At 35.0% G+C, this 18,488-nt stretch carries 16 protein-coding genes, 1 pseudogene and 1 other annotated feature; of the genes and pseudogenes, 5 read left to right on the top strand and 12 right to left on the bottom strand.

The window, feature by feature from the left end; translation table 11 throughout:
• Positions 1-137: 137 nt before the first annotated feature.
• The 3 genes from IEU90_RS10275 to mmuM form a co-directional block, all read right to left on the bottom strand.
• Positions 138-395, bottom strand: coding sequence for a hypothetical protein (locus IEU90_RS10275; protein ID WP_153710877.1), 258 nt, complete (start codon positions 393-395; stop codon positions 138-140).
• 79 nt (positions 396-474) lie between these two features.
• Positions 475-1,878: an amino acid permease gene (locus IEU90_RS10270; RefSeq protein ID WP_153710878.1), complete on the bottom strand. Its 1,404-nt coding sequence runs from the start codon at positions 1,876-1,878 to the stop codon at positions 475-477.
• Positions 1,871-2,803: a homocysteine S-methyltransferase gene (gene mmuM / locus IEU90_RS10265; RefSeq protein WP_188358093.1), complete on the bottom strand. Its 933-nt coding sequence runs from the start codon at positions 2,801-2,803 to the stop codon at positions 1,871-1,873. Before mmuM ends, IEU90_RS10270 begins: the two co-directional genes overlap by 8 nt.
• Positions 2,804-2,853: 50 nt before the next feature.
• Positions 2,854-3,097: a binding site (T-box leader), on the bottom strand.
• Positions 3,098-3,273: 176 nt separating this feature from the next.
• Between mmuM and IEU90_RS10260 the strand changes: the two genes are divergently transcribed.
• From IEU90_RS10260 to IEU90_RS10250, 3 genes and pseudogenes are all read left to right on the top strand, one after another.
• The gene (locus IEU90_RS10260; RefSeq protein WP_188358092.1) at positions 3,274-4,695 is read left to right on the top strand and encodes a glycoside hydrolase family 32 protein; all 1,422 of its coding nucleotides are present in this window, start codon (positions 3,274-3,276) and stop codon (positions 4,693-4,695) included.
• Between the two features lie 5 nt (positions 4,696-4,700).
• Positions 4,701-5,966, top strand: coding sequence for an MFS transporter (locus IEU90_RS10255; protein ID WP_188358091.1), 1,266 nt, complete (start codon positions 4,701-4,703; stop codon positions 5,964-5,966).
• Between the two features lie 284 nt (positions 5,967-6,250).
• Positions 6,251-6,403, top strand: a pseudogene (locus IEU90_RS10250) (non-canonical purine NTP pyrophosphatase); the annotation flags it as partial.
• A 64-nt stretch (positions 6,404-6,467) separates the two neighbouring features.
• Here the strand turns inward: IEU90_RS10250 and IEU90_RS10245 are convergent.
• A complete protein-coding gene (locus tag IEU90_RS10245) occupies positions 6,468-8,357 on the bottom strand; it encodes an LPXTG cell wall anchor domain-containing protein (RefSeq protein ID WP_153710882.1) in 1,890 nt (629 codons plus the stop codon).
• A 362-nt stretch (positions 8,358-8,719) separates the two neighbouring features.
• On the opposite strand from IEU90_RS10245, the gene IEU90_RS10240 reads away from it, so the two are divergent.
• Positions 8,720-9,391 (top strand): sunset domain-containing protein, encoded by a 672-nt coding sequence (locus tag IEU90_RS10240; RefSeq protein ID WP_153710883.1) that lies wholly within the window; start codon positions 8,720-8,722, stop codon positions 9,389-9,391.
• Between the two features lie 97 nt (positions 9,392-9,488).
• Here the strand turns inward: IEU90_RS10240 and IEU90_RS10235 are convergent, their stop codons facing one another.
• From IEU90_RS10235 to IEU90_RS10205, 8 genes are all read right to left on the bottom strand, one after another.
• Positions 9,489-9,692, bottom strand: coding sequence for a hypothetical protein (locus tag IEU90_RS10235; protein ID WP_153710884.1), 204 nt, complete (start codon positions 9,690-9,692; stop codon positions 9,489-9,491).
• An 8-nt stretch (positions 9,693-9,700) separates the two neighbouring features.
• Positions 9,701-9,931 (bottom strand): Fic family protein, encoded by a 231-nt coding sequence (locus IEU90_RS10230; protein ID WP_153710885.1) that lies wholly within the window; start codon positions 9,929-9,931, stop codon positions 9,701-9,703.
• 1,372 nt (positions 9,932-11,303) lie between these two features.
• Positions 11,304-11,741, bottom strand: a complete 438-nt coding sequence (locus IEU90_RS11360) for a hypothetical protein (RefSeq protein WP_225431353.1) — start codon at positions 11,739-11,741, stop codon at positions 11,304-11,306.
• Positions 11,742-11,755: 14 nt separating this feature from the next.
• On the bottom strand, positions 11,756-11,992 hold the full coding sequence (locus tag IEU90_RS11355; RefSeq protein WP_225431354.1) for a hypothetical protein: 237 nt from the start codon (positions 11,990-11,992) through the stop codon (positions 11,756-11,758).
• 12 nt (positions 11,993-12,004) lie between these two features.
• Complete coding sequence (locus tag IEU90_RS10220; protein WP_153710886.1) at positions 12,005-12,817, bottom strand: hypothetical protein; 813 nt, start codon at positions 12,815-12,817, stop codon at positions 12,005-12,007.
• A 165-nt stretch (positions 12,818-12,982) separates the two neighbouring features.
• Positions 12,983-14,548, bottom strand: coding sequence for a type I restriction-modification system subunit M (locus IEU90_RS10215; RefSeq protein WP_153710887.1), 1,566 nt, complete (start codon positions 14,546-14,548; stop codon positions 12,983-12,985).
• A 152-nt stretch (positions 14,549-14,700) separates the two neighbouring features.
• Positions 14,701-15,249, bottom strand: a complete 549-nt coding sequence (locus IEU90_RS10210) for a restriction endonuclease subunit S (RefSeq protein ID WP_153710888.1) — start codon at positions 15,247-15,249, stop codon at positions 14,701-14,703.
• 229 nt (positions 15,250-15,478) lie between these two features.
• Positions 15,479-15,700: a hypothetical protein gene (locus tag IEU90_RS10205; RefSeq protein WP_153710889.1), complete on the bottom strand. Its 222-nt coding sequence runs from the start codon at positions 15,698-15,700 to the stop codon at positions 15,479-15,481.
• A 2,284-nt stretch (positions 15,701-17,984) separates the two neighbouring features.
• Between IEU90_RS10205 and IEU90_RS10200 the strand changes: the two genes are divergently transcribed.
• A partial coding sequence (locus IEU90_RS10200; protein ID WP_503826662.1) for a transposase occupies positions 17,985-18,488 on the top strand: 504 nt, incomplete at its 3' end.

Below are 18,488 nucleotides of genomic sequence, written 5' to 3'. Positions count from 1 at the left end.
CCTCATCCCTTTTTCTCATGTTATTAACTTAAGTATAGCAAGTTGAAAAGGGATTTTATAGATACTTAGGATAAAACTTCACAAAAAACCAATCAGTGCAAAACATTGATTGGTCTTACATGATATTTTCTATTATCCTATTCCTCAAAAGCTTTCAGTTGTTTCCAGAACATCGGCAGCAAGAACAACTGAAGAAATAGTACGAATCCCGTTAAGACAGTTGTATATCTGAAGAAAAGTAATTCCGAAAAGAGATCGGCTAAGATTACGATTGCGATGCATAGCTGTCCAACCGTTAACCATTCTCGTTTAACTTTATTAGCTGAGAAGATCATTACTAATTGGATTGCTACTAAGACTGCTTGAATCAACTGTAGTAAAAATAGTGAATGCATTTTATATCCCCTAACTAAAAAATTATTCTTGTACATTTTACTACATGTCACAGCCTTTTTAATTACAACTTTTTTACATCTATTTAACAACAGCTGAAACTTTTTTCTTTGCAACATATTTTCGCCAAAGTACTTGTAGATAGTAGGCAGCATAGCAAGCAAGTACAAAAGGAACCGTACAATATAATGCAATCCGTTGTTGCGGATCAAACCAAATTAAAATGCATGAAAGACTGCTAGCAATAAATGCAAACCATGGAACTACTGGATACCAGGGCGTCCGATATTTTAATTCGTTCACCTGATGGCCAGCTGCAATAAAGCGCCGGCGGAAGATTAACTCACACAAGGAAATTGCAATCCAAACGAACACAACGGCTAATCCGGAAACAGAGACAAGAACTAAATAAACTGTTCCAGCAGCATAGATACTGGAAAGTAATGCCAATACACCGCCAAGCATACTTAATAAAAGGGCTACAACCGGGATGCCACGTTTATTAGTTTTAGCAATTACTGAAGGGACCGTCCCCTCATTTGCTAATGACCATAACATCCGTGTTGATGCATATAATCCTGAATTAGCGGCAGAAATAATTGCGGTTAAGACTACAAAATTCATCAAATCTGCAGCATATGGGATCCCCATTTGACTAAAAACATATACAAACGGACTTTGCGTCACACCGGCTTTTTGATAAGGAATCAATGAGGCCATCACAATCATGCTGCCGACAAAGAAGATTATCAGCCGCCATAAAGTTGTATGAATTGCCGCGGGGAGTGTCTTTTCTGGCTGCTTAGTTTCACCAGCGGTAATAGCGATCAGCTCTGTCCCAGAAAAAGCGAAGTTAACTGTCAGCATTGTCATAAATAATCCGCTAAAGCCGCTTGGGAATAACCCATCCCTAGTAAAATTCGTTAATAAGGGAGCATGTTGATAACCATGAACAGGAATGATTCCGATAATTGCGATGGTACCAAGTAAGATAAAAGAGCAAATTGCCACTACCTTGATCACTGCAAGCCAGAATTCACTTTCTGCAAATGCTTTGACAGTGAAAATGTTCGATAAAAGGATAATGATGATAAATAGTAAACTCCACCACCAAACAGGAACATGGGGAAACCACCGCTTCATAATTAATCCGGTTGCAGTAAATTCGGACCCCATCGCAATCGTCCAAGTTAACCAATAAAGAATTGCCACGGTAAAACCGGTAGCAGGGCCAATAAGATTTTTCGCATAAACATGAAACGCCCCTGTGTAAGGCATTGCAACACTTAATTCACCTAAACATAACATTACTGCATAGACAATTAATGCCCCAATCAAGTAGGCAATGACCGTTCCCAGCGGACCAGCTTGATGAATAGTATAGCCCGAGCTAAGAAAAAGGCCGGTTCCAATCACTCCCCCTAACGCAATCATTTGAATATGCCGAGCACTCATTTCCCGTGCTAAATGTGTTTTCTTAGTCATTATCGTTCACCCCTTTCAGGTATTCATGTAATGCGGCGATATCCTGAGGGGTAGTCGTACAACACCCGCCCACAATTGTTAGACCAGCTGCCAACCACTGCGGAAGGTAACTGGTAAAATGACGATGACCGTGTGGATAAGACCATGTTTTAGTCACTGGATCATACCTAGCGCTCGAATTTGGATAGGCAATAACCGCTTTATCTGTAGCATGGTGGATTATCGCAACAGCTGGTGCAACCTCCTCCAACGGGACACAGTTAATGCCAATTGCAAAAACATTTGAATATTTTGCAACTGTCCGGGCAGCAACTGATAATGGTGTTCCATCTGGCAAGCTAGTGTGATTTTTTAAGGAGAAACTGACATAACACGGGATTGTTGGCGCTAGTTCGTTGATAAGTCCTAGTTCTGCCAGCACTTCATCAAGACGGGGCTGCGTTTCAATTGCGATTGCATCAACTCCAATACTTAAAATATCGGTTAATCGCGGACGGTGGAACTGCTGATATTCCGCGGTACTAAGGCGATAGGCACCAGTATATTCGCTTCCGTCTGCCAGATAAGCACCATATGGACCAAGTGCTCCCGCAACATAATTATAAATTCCTGTTAACTGCTGATATTCGTCACGAGCTTCCTTAGCTAAAGTAACCGCCCGCCGAATTAATTGGTGAGCCTGGCGTTCGGAATAACCATTGTTAATAAATGCGGGAATATTAGCTTGATATGTATCCGTAATCGCTAACCGTGCACCTGCATTGAAGTATTCCCGATGAACTTCTTTTACTAATTCTGGCTGTTTTGCAAGTACACTGGCCGTCCAGAGCGGATTATTGGTATCTGCCCCCAATTGCTCTAAGGCTGTTGACATTGCACCATCAATTAATAATGGTTTGGTTAATTCTTCAGTAATTTTTGTCATGATATTCCCTCCAATAACTAAAAAAGTCCCTTGAAAAGAACTTAATCTTTTCAAGGGACGATTATTCGCGGTACCACCCTCAATTCAGGACGTATAAAACTTCCTGCACTCAAGCAAACATATCATAATGATAAATTTGGAGCCATGTTAACGGTAGCAACACCGTGATCTGCTAATCGTTCACCGATCAATCGCTCACGAACCATCTTCACTAGTTTTAAAAATACTGCATTTCACCGGTTACAGTTCTCTGTAAATTTTATCATTAGTTACCCATTCGATCTCAGCTAATTCTCATATAAATTTGAAATTAGTATACTGTGGTAGATAACATTCGTCAAGTTATTTTTAATGATATTTTAATTTTCACCAAATAACTTCAGTAAGATTTGATAAACGCTTGACAATTGACAGCCAAGTAATTAAAATTCTTTTTGTAATCGTTTTCAGACAAGAGGAGCTGTTACTTCATGAAAGATATCGATCAAACAAAAATAATTAAAGTCAGTAACACCCGCTACCGAGAATCATTCCACATTCAAACAAATGGCGGCTGGCTCAATGATCCAAACGGTCTTTGCTACTACAAAGGCTATTATCATGTCTTCTATCAATTCCACCCCTATTCTTCACAATGGGGGCCAATGCATTGGGGACACGTTCGCAGCAAGGATTTAGTCCATTGGAAACAGCTTCCAGTCGCGCTCGTTCCAGGAGATGCTGAGGATACTGGGGGATGCTTTTCTGGATCAGCTATTGTAAAGGACAACCGCCTTTTTCTTATTTACACTGGACACCACTACTATGACGATGGTGACCAAGACCACTTCTGGGAAAACCAAAATATTGCCTATAGTGATGATGGAATTAACTTTACTAAATATGATGGTAATCCAGTAATCGAAGCTCCTGAGGACAATAGTCAAGATTTTCGCGATCCAAAGGTATGGGAATTCGACGGCCAATATTACTTAGTCTTAGGCAGTCGAAGCAAAGATGATAACCGTGGACGGATTTTACTTTACCAATCTGCAGACCTTTTACATTGGGACTACCGTGGTGTTATTGCTAAATCAACCGGTGAAGATACAGAAGGCTTTATGTGGGAGTGTCCTGATTTCTTTAGGATAAATGGCCGAGACATAATTGCCTGTTCACCAATGGGAATTAAAGCAAGCGGTCATAAATACCTTAATCTAAACCAAAACGGAGCATTTATCGGTCAGCTCAACTACCAAACGGCAACTTTTGAGCACGGTGGTTTTAATGAATTAGACAGCGGCCATAATTTCTATGCCGCGCAATCATTTTTAACTCCTGACGGGCGCCAAATTCAATTTGGGTGGTTTAGCTCATTTGATCAACCCATGCCTGAACAAGCTGATGGCTGGGCCGGGGCCTTAACCCTTCCGCGAGAACTCATCCTCAAAGATAACCAGCTTGGTGCAATTCCTGCTAAAGAGGTTAAGCTACTAAGAAATAAACAGCTTCTTAATTCCGCACAGCTAATTAACGGTGACCAATCATTAGCAATTACTGATCCGCAACACACTGAATGGCACGTTGTTGTCCCGGTGACAAACGAAAATGATGAATTCACCTGGCAATTATCAGATGGTCGCCACAATTTAATTTCTTTAACTTACACCAAGGCAAGTGGCGAACTAACTGTTCATCAACATGGTCAGGCCACTAACCGCTATGCGCAAATCAGTCAAGTCGACCAATTAGATCTTAGAATTTTTGTGGATACAAGTTCAGCTGAATTCTTCATCAATAATGGTGCTGCTACCTTTTCAGAACGTTACTACACCACTGAAAAGGTCACTCCGCACTTAGTAAGCAATCATTCATTACCAGTTAATGTTACTGTATATTCATTGAAAGGATAGCTATTATGCAAAATTTATTTAAGAACCCTTTTTACCGTTCTAGTTCGTTAATCATCCTCCTCTTCTTTACCGGCTGGGGAATTTGGTGGTCATTCTTCCAAATTTGGCTTACAAATACACTTGGCTTTTCTGGAGCCGAAGTTGGAACCATCTACTCGTTCAATTCCGCTGTTACCCTTGTCTTAATGTTCGTCTATGGTGCAATTCAAGATAAATTAGGCATTAAACGGACCCTATTAATTATCTGTGCAATCTTGCAAATGCTACTCGGCCCCTTCTTCTCATGGGTTTACGCCCCATTGCTCCATAGCCGTTTTTACCTAGGGACAATTCTTGGTTCACTATACCTTTCATTCGCCTTTCTTGCTGCTTCACCAACTTTTGAAGCCTTGACTGAACGATTCAGTCGGCGATATGGTTTTGAATACGGTCAAGCACGAGCATGGGGGTCATTTGGCTATGCCGTTGCTGCCCTCGCTGCTGGGTTCCTTTTCACGGTCAACCCTAATCTTGTTTTCTGGTCTTCATCCGCAATTGCGACGGTATTGCTGCTAATCCTATTGTTTGATAAGCCCGCCCGGCATCCGGAAGTATTAGCAAAATATGTCGATAAAGAAGAAAATGAAAAAGAAAAAACAGGGCCATCGTTTAAGGAAATCTTATCTGTTTTCAAGATGAAAGCACTTTGGCAAATCGTAATTTATATTATTCTTAGTTGGACCTTTTACACCGTTTTCGACCAACAAATGTTCCCGCAATTCTTTACCCAGTTCTTTGCCACTAAAGCTGCCGGTCAGCAAATGTATGGTATCTTGAACTCAGCCGAAGTCTTTCTTGAAGCAATCATGATGGCCTGCGTACCATGGGTAATGAAAAAAGTTGGTGTACGGAAAACACTGCTCTTAGGAATTATTATCATGGTTGTTCGGATTGGGGGATGCGGTCTAGTTACTAACCCGTTTGGCGTTTCTTTAATTAAACTACTTCATGCTCCTGAAACGGCCCTATTCGCTCTTGGGCTTTTCCGCTACTTCACTCTTCACTTTGATACAAAAGTTTCCGCTACTCTTTACATGGTCGGCTACCAAATCGCCGCTCAAGTTGGTCAAATCATCTTCTCAACCCCACTTGGTGACCTTCGTGATCATATCGGTTATAGCCATACTTTCCTTGTAATTTCTGGAATCGTTGCTATTGCCGGAATTTACGCAACCTTTATCTTAAAGAAGGATAATCAAGACGTTAATGGTCAGCCGTTAGATCGTGATTAATATTAAGTCAATTAAATAGTCATTACACAAATACCCTCTAAGGCCTGCGTTCATGCTAACCTTAGGGGGTATTTAAATTAATCTAACGATGAAATATGCAGATTTTATTAAGCTAATTAACTGCTTGTTAAATTTTTAGACATAATCTCGCCTGATTTATCATATTACCAATCTAGCCTTTTGTCGCACTTCATCAAAAATATCTGTTGGCAACATCTCGACAAACTACCATTTACAACAACTAAAATCAAACGACTTAATTTGTTCAATATACACTGTTCCATCAATTTGGGTTCGGTTATGATCCTATCTTTTACGTTGATTCGTTACATTGTTCAATGGCAGAGCTTACACCAGAACAAAAGAACAAAATTAGTCATCGCGGAAATGCTTTAAGGGCGCTGATGAAGGACTTTGATGAATGGTGGAATGATTAATAATATCAGTACTCTTCTCAATAAAGGGAAGAGTTTTTTGTTAGATTAAGTATATCAATCAAAATTACTCATACCGCTTAAGCATTGCACTGATTCCAATCAGCCCGATTACGGCTCCCAAGGCAATAATAGAAAATGTCGAATCATCCCCAGTTTGTGGCAAAACGTTATTCGCGGTTTTTGCCTTAAGAGGATTAATCAATGAAGGGGCGCCAGTTGCGCTTTGAGTTGTCTGATTTTTTATTGTTGTCTCTTGCTTTATTCGCGGGGTCGTAAATGTTTCTGACGTTAGTGATATTTGATCATCACTATTATCCTCTATTACCCGTGCAGGTATATCATCCCCGCTCATATTATTCTCCTTTGAGGTATTAATCGTTTTCTGAGCAGTCGGAGTTTTTTTATCAACTTCTATTTGATTTTTCTTATTATTAGGTACTGTAACAGTAATCTGCTCGTTAGTTAAAATCACTGATCCATCTGGAAAGACAATTAGGACATCTTCGGAGTGAATTCCAGGATGCTGAAGGTCAGTCGCAAGCTTAGCATCATCCTTCCAAACTACCTTTGTACCCTTAGGTAGTTTATTTTTCTCCTTATCTTTTGGCAAAGTAATAATAGCTTTATTCTGGTGATCATTTTCAACTGCAATTGCTGTTGTAACTTTAGGAGTAGGGTTTGCTCCCGGTTCAACTGCTAATGGTTCAAGATTAACTAGTGAACTGTACTTTAGGGCATCGGTTTGAGCTGGAAGTTTTTCCTTTGCTGATGCCAGCTTTTCTTGTGAATTTGTTTTATTAAGAAGCGCTTGGAGGAGCTTGGTTTGGGCATTAATTGCATTTGACTGCATTACATTTCTTTTATCCTTTGCTTGAGTAAGAAGCTCTTCCTGTAGTACAAGATTTTGCCTAGCTTGTGCCATCGCATTTTCTGCATCTGTAGTTTGCTTTGTTGCTGTAATAAGTGGTTGTGAAATCTGCTCTAACTTTTGAAGTAATTCTTGAGCAGCCATAGATGTCTTTTTAGCCTTTTTCATAGCCGTTTGCATTCTATCATGTAATTCATTTAGCCTTTGTTGAATTTTATTTAGGGCTTCTTCATGATTTTTAATTAAGTCTTTTGTATGAATACTATTACTACTATTCTCCTCATTATAGTTAGCTGTAACATTAGAATATGACATGTTGTACGAATCAGTATTTACCCAATTGATATTATACTTAGGTTTATAATACTTTCCTTCTTTTTGAGCTTCTGCCATCTTATACAATTCTTCTAGTTCCTTTTTTACTCTTGTTTTTTCGTTTTCAAGATTACTAACCTCATTGTTAAACAAAGTATCAGTTTCTAGACTCTGCGTGTGTTTTTCGTTTTCTATAATAATTTTCTTTAAGAAATCAATGTTTCCTTGATAATTATTTGTAAGAAAATTTTTATATGCTTCATTCTTAGAAGTTAAATTTCCTTTATTATCATAAGCAATGTAATCAAGCATTGTCCCTTCATAAACACTTATCCCGCCACCTGAGACCATTGAATATGAAAAGCTGGCAGGTTGCTTTAATAATTCATAATATTCATCATGAGCATTAATTAGGGCTTGTTGAGCATTTGCTTTAGTTTGTTCTAAGCTCGCTAGTTGCTCTTTTATTTGTTTAACTTGATTTTTATTGGTCTCAACAGTTTTATCCGCATCAGCCAAATTATCGTTAGCAATGCTAAAGTTATTATTTGCCGTTGTTATATCTTCATTGGCCTTGTTAACCTCGTTTTGAGCAGCACAGACATTTTGCTGGGCTTGTTTATTCTCATCAGGCAGGCTTTGCTGAATAACATTTTTATTATCCTGCACCGTATCTGCTTTAACAGAATTACTGATAGCTGTCACTCCTGTAGTAACCGTCATTACTGTTGCGGTAGTTGCTAAACTCTTCTTTAACCTTCTCTTTTTCATAAATAAACCCCACTTAATTATATTTAAAACTACAAAAGGCCAGTCAGCAATAGTGTTGATTGGTCTTAAGAATCTTTATTATTTTAGCATAGTTATACTACTTTCGTGAATGTACTGGTAATGTTTTTATTATGTACCTAAAAGCAGCTAATCATAAATGTAAAAAATCACTATTTCAATTCAGCAACTCCACCCTTAGAAATATGTTTACCTTCATTGCCAAGTACTTCTTCAATGCTGAACTTAAAATGTTTAACGGTAAATTTATTAGTAGTATATTTCCTCACTTTACTTACCTACTCAATAACCCGCTACTATGATATTCTATTACACGGGAAAAAGAATTATCGGAGGAGAAGTACTTGAAGAATCTATCAAAAATTATTATTGGGATTGCCGCCAGTCTATGTTTATGGGCAATTCCAACAGCACAGCCAGTTGAGGCAAGTCAAACACCACTAACCGTCAATATTCCTGATGGTAAACAAGCACAAATTTCAAATAAGGCTATCAAACTTAATTCGGAAGATGACGGGACAGTCACTTTTGAAGGAAAGACCGAGGCAAATGCCGAAGTTACAATTGCTAAACGTGGCGGAAATAACCGTCATTATAAAGTTGAAGCAGATGAAAACGGTAATTTTTCTAAAACCTTAAAGCTATCAACAAAGACTAAGAAGTGTAATTTTGATATTACTTCCGAAGATGATTATGATAGCAAGAGCGCAAAAACAACATTTACAGTTACCAATAAAGCTTATGTTAAGCCGGTGGTTGAAAGCGAATCTTCCTCATCAAGTAGCAGCTCAACAGATGAAGAACCATCAAGCACTGTAAGTTCATCATCTACTAGCACTTCCGCTACTAATGATATGAAGACTGATCAGGCAAACGGAATGATTGTCGGCAATGCCAATTCTAAAATCTACCACACACCTGATCAACAAGGATATCACATGAACCCAGCTAATGCCGTTTACTTCAATACTGAAGCAGAAGCCCAGGCAGCTGGATATCGTAAATCACTTAGATAATATTTAAAGCCTCTCACCTATTCCCAGTGAGAAGCTTTTTTGAATTTATTCACTTTTAGAAAAAATCTATCTCTCACATCACATATTTGCAATATGACTACTTTGTTCGATCAACTCTTAAATTAGTTTCTTTTCTAGCCTCTTCTATATTTTTCTCATTTTGTCTTAAAATGTTGATCCTCTTTTTAATAGTACTAATGGTATAATCTGCTACTAGTTCTTCAAAAGGTACTAAGTTGCCGGTCGCTCTTGAACTTGCCAATGCTTCCATGTATTCATTTCGTGACTTTTTATCAGGCATGATACTAACTACCGGATATTCTGATTCAGATAAAAAGCAAAGTTCATTAATAAACGTGCTGTCCGCCCATTGCCGTCAACAAATGGGTGGATAGAAAAAAGCTTCTGATGTAAGTCCGCCGCATATTGAACAGAATGTAACTGATTTACTGCTTTTTCGGACCAGTCGATTAATTCTTGGATTTTAAATGGTATTTCTGCTGGAGCAGTATATGGTGGTCCGCTTGTACATTCGACCAAACATCAATTACACGATAGGCCCACCAAGCTACTTAATAAATTTATTCCATTTATCGTTCTTCTAGTTAAAAAGAAATCTCATATTAACTATATTTACTATTTAGCTTAAATTACCTTCTTTTAACTCTAAAACTCTTTTTACAGCTTCGATTATTATTAGTACCGTTCTCCTTTGTTTTCTCTTCACTACCCACATAAGCAATATAAATAATATCACTACAAAAAGAACATAAACACTAAAAATTTCGATGCTTAAATTATTAGTCAATTTGAATAGTTTATACAAGTAACTACTGCTTAAATCTACTTTACCATTATGTACATCTATTCCAAAAACCGTAGTTAACATAAACAGAAAAATTGTTACAAATAGATTGCTATGAAATATATTTGAGAAACTTTTGTCAAATTTAATGTTTAAAAAGGAATACATATTCTTTAACTCAAATGTAGAAAAAACATAAAGTGATTCTACTAACTTCTGATATAGTTCAAATGCATTAACTCCATTGAAACTTTTACTTTTATTCAATAAATCATCCAATTCATTTTTACTATATCGCGAATATTTAGATATATACGATAAACAATCATACGATGGATTTTGGTCCCATTTATTATTAAAAACCATCATTTTAAATTCTGAGTTTTATACTTAAACGATTTATATTCTAACCATCCTATTACCCTATTAATACAATTTACAATAAAATAGATAATACTTAACAAAATAAGTGATACGCAAAGGATTGACGCAAATGCACTAACTCGTTTTATTAAGAATTGACCAATTAAAGTTACTACTGAAATAACATTTAGCATAATAATCTCAAAATTATAATTATGCTTTTTTAATAATTTAATAATATATGCATTTGTTGAAAGACGTCTTATCAAAATTTAATACCATTTTTACTCTTTCTGTATTCTACAACATTTCGCACAATTAACGAATTACAATATGAATATGAAATTCATGTACTATCAGGATAAGTAAAATCAATAAAACTATTATATAGGAAGAACAAAATACTGGCCTAAAAGCACACTTCAAAAAGCATAGTTTACTATCCTTTGGAGGAGACATATTAAAATCAATATCCTCTTCCCGCAATCGTCTAGCTTTATTATATAATTTTCGGAATTTTCTCTCTTGGTATAAATAATATGCGTCATTAAACCAAAAAATTATGCACACCGCTAAACACAAAAGTAGTAAGTTCCTAGCCCACGAATAATTAATTTTTGTAATGTAAAGAGTGATCAAACCACCAATTGCTGTCAACGACCATCCCTTTATTAAAAACGAGTTGGTTCCCATTCTAACTATTGATTCTTCAATTAACCTTAAATAAAATCTTTTATTATCCATTTAACTATCCTTAATAATCTTCTTACATATTATGTAGTCACCAATTTTATCTCTTAATCCAAGCGCTTTATTTATATATTTATCAGTATCAATAATAAAATCCTTCCATTTCACAGTAATCATATAGGATGATTCTCCATAATACACGGTTCTTCCATTAATTCTTTCAATACTTGGATTCTTTTGATTGAACATATTATTTTTTATAATGTCAAAAGTATTACTATTATTAATCGATTCTACTACACATTTTTCATTATTCTTATCCTCATATGACCAGTATGTTAGGAAATATTCATAGCTATCCTCAATATCAGGTAATACTACCGCTATCAATGCATTAGGAATACTTCTTCTTTTATTTCTTATTTGAGTTCTTAATGAATATGAAATTTCCCATGGTATCCATTGATCATCCTGTCTTTTTAATTTTTCCATCATGCAAGGTGATATTAGAACAACTGTAACCGATGAATCCCATATTTTTCTTTTAGTTTACTTCGTATTGTATCTGTCTTAAAATCACTTAAATCCTCATTATCACTCTCGACCTTATTTAAATCATCTCCACTGAATCTATTTTCTTGCAAATAAGAAACATAGTCACGAACTATTCCCTTACTATAACCCGGCAGATTTTTAACACTATTATCTGCATACTTATATGAAACAAATATTTTACATCCCATTCTCTATTTTCCCTATTCTTCTTTTACTATTTTATATAAAACATCCAATGGATGAGTTGGAATATCATTAAGTTTATTACTCCTGCACCTATTTTTCCATTCCACTAATGTTTCAATATCTATTTTAGCTAGCTTTCCTATTTCCTTATTTACACTATATTTAAATAACGGAACACTATCTTTTACTGGTATACTTTTATCTGTTACACTTTTCACTTCTCTTTTGGGTAACTTTTTTTGAATAAATCTAATGGTCTGTAATTCATCGAAAATCCAAGCAGAATCTGTGACTTCTTTTGACATGTCAAAACTAATAGAATTATCAGTATTTAAGAAAAGAATACATTCACAATCAGCAATCATTTCTCTTAAAGCAGACACTAATATTATATGAATTTGAGTAGTAGTGTAATTTCTTTTATTATAATCAAAAACTCTCTTGCCATTATTTTCTAATAAACAATAATCATTGTCTATCCGATATAATAAATCATCAGAATACCCCCATACAGTTGAATCAACAAAAGCATTTAAACCAAATTCATTTTTTAGCCAACAAGCAAGATTATTAGCAATATCCACATCTTTATGTGAATGAGAAATGAAACAATCATACTTTTCTTGAGGAAACCATAATTCCTTCAGTTTTGAAACATCAACTACTTCTCTTTCATCCTTTAATTGTATGTTTTTTTGAATATTCTTAATAAACGACTGGCGTACATCATTGATTTGCTCTCTATAGTTATTAATACCATTCGGTATTACACTTATGAAATCTATATCACGTTTGCTCTCGATTTCCAGTTCAAATGCTTTATACACTAAAACACCTCTTAATTCTTAGCCTATTTTAAAATTCTTTATCTAAGCTAATACATGGTTAACTATATATCTTCTTCGTTTACCTAAACAATCACCCAAACTTCTTCAAAACTCTACTTATTTAGATTAAAATTTCCAATTCATTTTTATTATCAATCTTTTTTGCTATATATCTAATTGCCTCATTATTTTCAAGATTTCTTTCCTATTCTCTTCAATCTCTCTTTGAGTGTCCTTCATCTCTTTTCTTAGCTTGCCAAGATCAACAGGCGGCGTTGGTTCAAATGTATCAACATATCGTGGAATATTAAGATTATAATCATTTTCTTCAATTTCATCTAAACTCGCTACATGAGCATATTTATCAATATCTTTTCTCCTCTTGTATGTATTGATTATTTTTTTAATATCTTCTTTTCGTAAGAAATTTTGCTTCTTCCCTTTTGCAAAATTTCTACTTGCGTCAATAAATAATACATTCCTATTATTCTTATGTTTTTTCAATACAATTATAACCACTGGAATTCCTGTTGAATAAAGCAAGTTTGCTGGTAACCCGATAATTGTGTCAATTTGATTATTTTCCAATAGAATTTTGCGAATTTGCGCCTCTTTAGCACCACGAAATAAAACCCCATGGGGCAAAATAATTGCCATTGTACCATCTTGCTTTAAATGATATAAACCGTGTAAAAGAAAAGCATAATCAGCTTTAGTCTTTGGTGCCAATGCTCCATACATCTTAAATCGGGGGTCGTCCTTTAATTTCTCATCTTCATTATTCCACCGTGCTGAATAAGGTGGATTAGCAACTACCATATCAAACTCACAAGGATGATTAATGCCATGTTCGTCAACGTACTCAGGCCAATCTTTTCTTAAGGTATCTCCATTTTTCAACATTATATTCTGGTAACTAATATCATGAATTAGTAAATTCATTCGTGCTAAATTGTATGTTGCAGTATTTACTTCTTGTCCACTATATTTTAAGTTTTTGCCTAAAAGTTGATCCTGAACTGTCAATAATAATGAGCCAGATCCACAAGCAAAATCATATACCTCAGGATTTTTTATGTTTGGATCTAAATCTATCGTTACTATTTTAGCTAAAACTTCAGAAATCTCATGTGGGGTATAAAATTCACTAGCCTTTTTTCCAGAATTCATAGCAAATTGTTGGATTAAATAAGTATAAAGGTCGCCCAGATTATCCTCACCTTTCTCATCTTTGTATTTAATTTCATCTAAGAAGCTAATAATATCTGCTATAGCTTTTATACGGGACGGCATTACATTACCTAATTTCATATCATCAAGAATTCCATCAAAAGTATGTATAGTGTTGTCCTTGTTAAGCTTCAAATTGTAATTAAAGCTATCTAGCATGTCTTGAAGGTAGGACGGAGTAAGTTTATTAGCATTAACTCTACTAATAATTGACGCCCATGTGTATTCAGGCCCAATTGCATACCCAAGTAAATGAGTAATATCTGTTAGATAATCATTTAGGTATGTGCCTTCCGCTTGTTTCTTATATGCTTTGTTTATATTTTTACTTTCTACAACATCAATTAGTCCGCTTTTAATCATACATTTCTCTTGACGCTCAGAAAGATATCGATAAAACAAAAAAGCCAAAACATAATTTTGATATTCATTTGCATCCATATTATTCTTTAGACGCTTTTCTACTTCCCATAATTGACTTACTATTTTTTCTTTGTTCATCAATTCATAAGCTCCTAATCTTTTTTCACAAACTTAAACTGAGACATTACAACTTATACTAATTATAATGTTTTAACAATTTTCCGCCTTACTATTATAAAATTAACAACTAGTACTTGATAGCTACAATTAACAATAATAAAATTAAAGACTTATTCATAGCTCTTTGCCTTCTTTGCAAATTGTCGTAATAATTCTTTATTTTGAGTTAAGCTTTCATCGGCTAATTTCTTTTTTAAAAAATTTTGATATATTGACCTGACATATAGTTCACCAATTAATTTTTGTTTTTCTAAACTTGGTAAAAGAATTTTCAGATTACACAAAAATGAAGGTTTCAATCGTTCTATAAATGATCCTTGAGTATATAATCTCTTTTGCTTTTGAATATAATCATCTTCATTCAAAAGATAACAAAGATAATACGGAGAAATTTTGCTTTTATCAACTGTTATCTTGCACATCTTTTGATTTAATATTATCTTAGATAGATTTTTTTGTGATATTACTCTCGAATTATAACTATTGGCCTTAGAATATAAATCAAAAGTTATAATATTAGAACTATTTTCAATTTCGTTAGCCATTAAATAAAAATCATTCAAAGCATCTTCAGCAGTATATTGATTAATTAAATCTTTTTTATCAAGCCTATCCTTATTTTTACCAGATTCTATTTTTGCAACGTCCTTAAGTTTCAAATCTTTTCACCTCACGAAAAGTATATAACATATTTAAGTGTTTTTCAATGTAAGAAATGTTTTTTTACATTGAAAAACACTTTTTACAAACAGACTATTTTTCTGGTTTGAAATTAATCCTAAATTTTCAAACACCTTATTTGTAGAGGATGACTATAAAATGTAGAACATCGGCGGTTTAAAATTATCGGTTTTTCTGCATTTTTGTATACTAAATTTATCAATCTTTTTAGCCTATAACTGTCATGCGGTAGATACTTGGTTCTAACAACAGCTTCATTACAAAATCAGTATGGTGACCGTTAATATTATAACTAACGATCTCACCAAAACAGAGATCTTTAATTAGTGAAAGATAAAACCTTTCATCCCAGCTCATGTTGCCATAGCGATATTCACTCACATCAGTTACCATTTTCTGATAAGGACGAACATTGTTAAACCGATTCATGTTCTTCTTGCCTCGAGAATCAATCTACAAACCGTATTTCCGAACCTGACGATTATGCAGCTGTGATGATTGTCCATTCTCTCACGCATTAGACAGCTAACTCGTTTGTAATTAACTTTAATTCCACGGTAGTTAGCTCATTGGTTACAAGCCAATAGCCATAGTCAAGATTATGTTGCTTGGTTTCTTTAATAATTTGAAATAATTTTTGATTATATTTGGCTTCCCGGCGACTTACTTAATAATAAAATATAGTCCGCTTAATGGTTGTGTATGATAAAATTTTCGTTAAGCTAAATCCAAATTCATGCCTTAGTTCTTGGATACTTTGATATTCTTCTTTGAATGGTAGCACCGTTAAACTAAGGCCGTTAGTTTTTTAGAAATTCGTGCTCCATTTAAAAAAGCCCGAGTTTCAGTCTTTAAGCATTACTCTGATAACTGCACTAGCTTAGTGATTATAATTAGTAATTATGTATTTTTGCCCATCGCCTTCTGGTAAACAAGGCCTCAATACCATGTTCCTCAGGAATTCTTTGCGAGTTAACGATGGTCCCCGAATTACTAATATCAAGTTGAAGTACTATTTGTGGATACGAGACATTGTGTTGTTTTTTCATTTTAAGACTTTTAACTTAAAATCACCATAATAAAACTGGGGTGAACGAATTTCTAGGCCTTAAACACCATATTTTATATAACAAATACCCCACAAATATTTTCCTTCTAATGCCCAACCTTCAGGTAATCATCGTTGAACCGAATCAAGACAGGTATATCTGAACCGCTTAAAGTTTAATTTCAAAACTAGTCATAGCTTCCCCCCTATAAAATTTTTTGCCTAACTATGAGGGAAAACACTTCACCAATTCTGGAAGTATTTTTGTGACTAAAATTAGTGATAAATTGAAGAGAGTATATCAAAGGGACAACTAGCTTAGTCGATGTAAGAACTAAATATTGTATTGCCGAATTTGCGTGGGAATTTATGCAAAATTCGGTAAAAAGGCACTGCTTAACCCACCTAAAGTGACTTAGAATTTCCGCCTAAATCTGGTAAAGTTGAAACAAGAAAATTTGGCGTCAATATCTGAAATTTGTATTCACTTTGCTTTTCGTTAGCCTGCTTTAATATCTAAACAGAAAGTTATCTATAATAAGTTCACAAGCTTTATTGAAATCACACTGTAGAAGGAAAATTAAAAAATGGTCAAATGATACGACAAGAAACAAAACAAACTGCTTCAACTTCAAAATCAGAACCAAGCCCTACAGAAAACTTATTTTTAAAGATATAGCTCGAGACCTCAAAAAAATTGACAGCCTTGAGAAAGCGTCCAAAAAAGAATTCACGCAAGTAATTTATGATTTCAAGGACAAACACCTGTTAATGATTGATGCATTTCCCTGTCAACTTAATTAGTATTAGCAAAATTGGTTTGAATATCCCAGAATGGGGAAAAGCTTAAAGCGGTTATTTAGATGTCTCTTTTACTATTAGCTGAATACTGCGTACACCATTTAAGCGCTCAAATTCGAAACTATTAACTTTTAATTGGTAAGAAGGTACAAAATCACAAGTGCATCCAACGCTTGGTGTATGAAATGAGAATAAAGTGTACCAAATATAATCGTAGGATTCGGAATTATAATTCATCTAAGGGCCCTAATGATAATAACAGGGATAAACTTAAGCGAGCTTTTAGGAGTAATCGTAGATATTAGAAAATAGCTTTTAATATTACCAAATTAAAAACTCATAACGATAAGAAAGTTTATATAGAAATCATTAAGGATTTAGCAACTCGTCAAATTTTCACTTGGTCAGTTAGTTAGCATCCTAATCTTCAGTTCGCTTTAACTCTACTTCATCAAATGCTTAAGTCACCTACTGGTTATCAGTTAATCCTTCACACCAAACAAGGATGACACTATTAACATCGAACATGGCGAAAGGTTCTTCAATTAGGCTAAGTATGTTTCATCGAGCAACTGGTCTGGACAGCGCAGCTTATGAAACGGTCTTTAGTAAGTTAAAAGCGGAATTTTCTCTAATACTAGTTACGCTAATCAAAGGGAATTAAGCCAAGTAATTAATGAATGGATTTAGTTTTATAACAAATACCGTATTCAGACAAAATTGGGTATACACTTTCTGGTATTGATACAAAATCAATGCCAGTTTTTTGTACGCAAAAAGGACAACTGCTGCCCTTATGTTGTACAATCAATTCACCACAAAAATCATGTAAAGAAGGTTATGCAGATGTCCTAAAACAATTTTATCTTAAGTCTCCTTGAAATTAAAGACTCTAATATTCGAATAACTGATGTGATTGACTTACCAGCCTCTAATTCGGTAGATCAAGAACATACTAAGCTAATTAAAGCCCGGCTTTCTTACCCTATTAAGCAATGCAGGCATTGTGGATTTGCGGCGGTTGTTAAAAACGGCTTCCGTAAAGCCCATGTTCGCCTTCAAAGTTTAAATGGTATTCGCTATGAACTTGAATTGTGGAAACAGCGTTACTATTGTCGCCAATGTCAGACTACTTTTGGCGCTACAACCAATTTAACTGCTAATAATCAAACCTTATCCGGTCAATTGAAAAACCAAATCATGGAATTTGCCAAAGAAGGCTTAAACGGTAAACTAATTGCCCGCGTCTGTCACTGCTCACCAAGCAGTGTTCGCCGTACAATTAAAGAACGCGGCAAATCGCATTATCGAATGGCTAAGCTGCCGCACAACCTGTGCTTTGATGAATTTCGTTCGGTTAAATCCACA

The organism is Limosilactobacillus caviae, from assembly GCF_014635905.1.
GTDB classification, from domain to species: domain Bacteria; phylum Bacillota; class Bacilli; order Lactobacillales; family Lactobacillaceae; genus Limosilactobacillus; species Limosilactobacillus caviae.
Note: the sequence above shows the minus strand (reverse complement) of the source record. Positions and strands in the feature narration are given on the sequence as shown.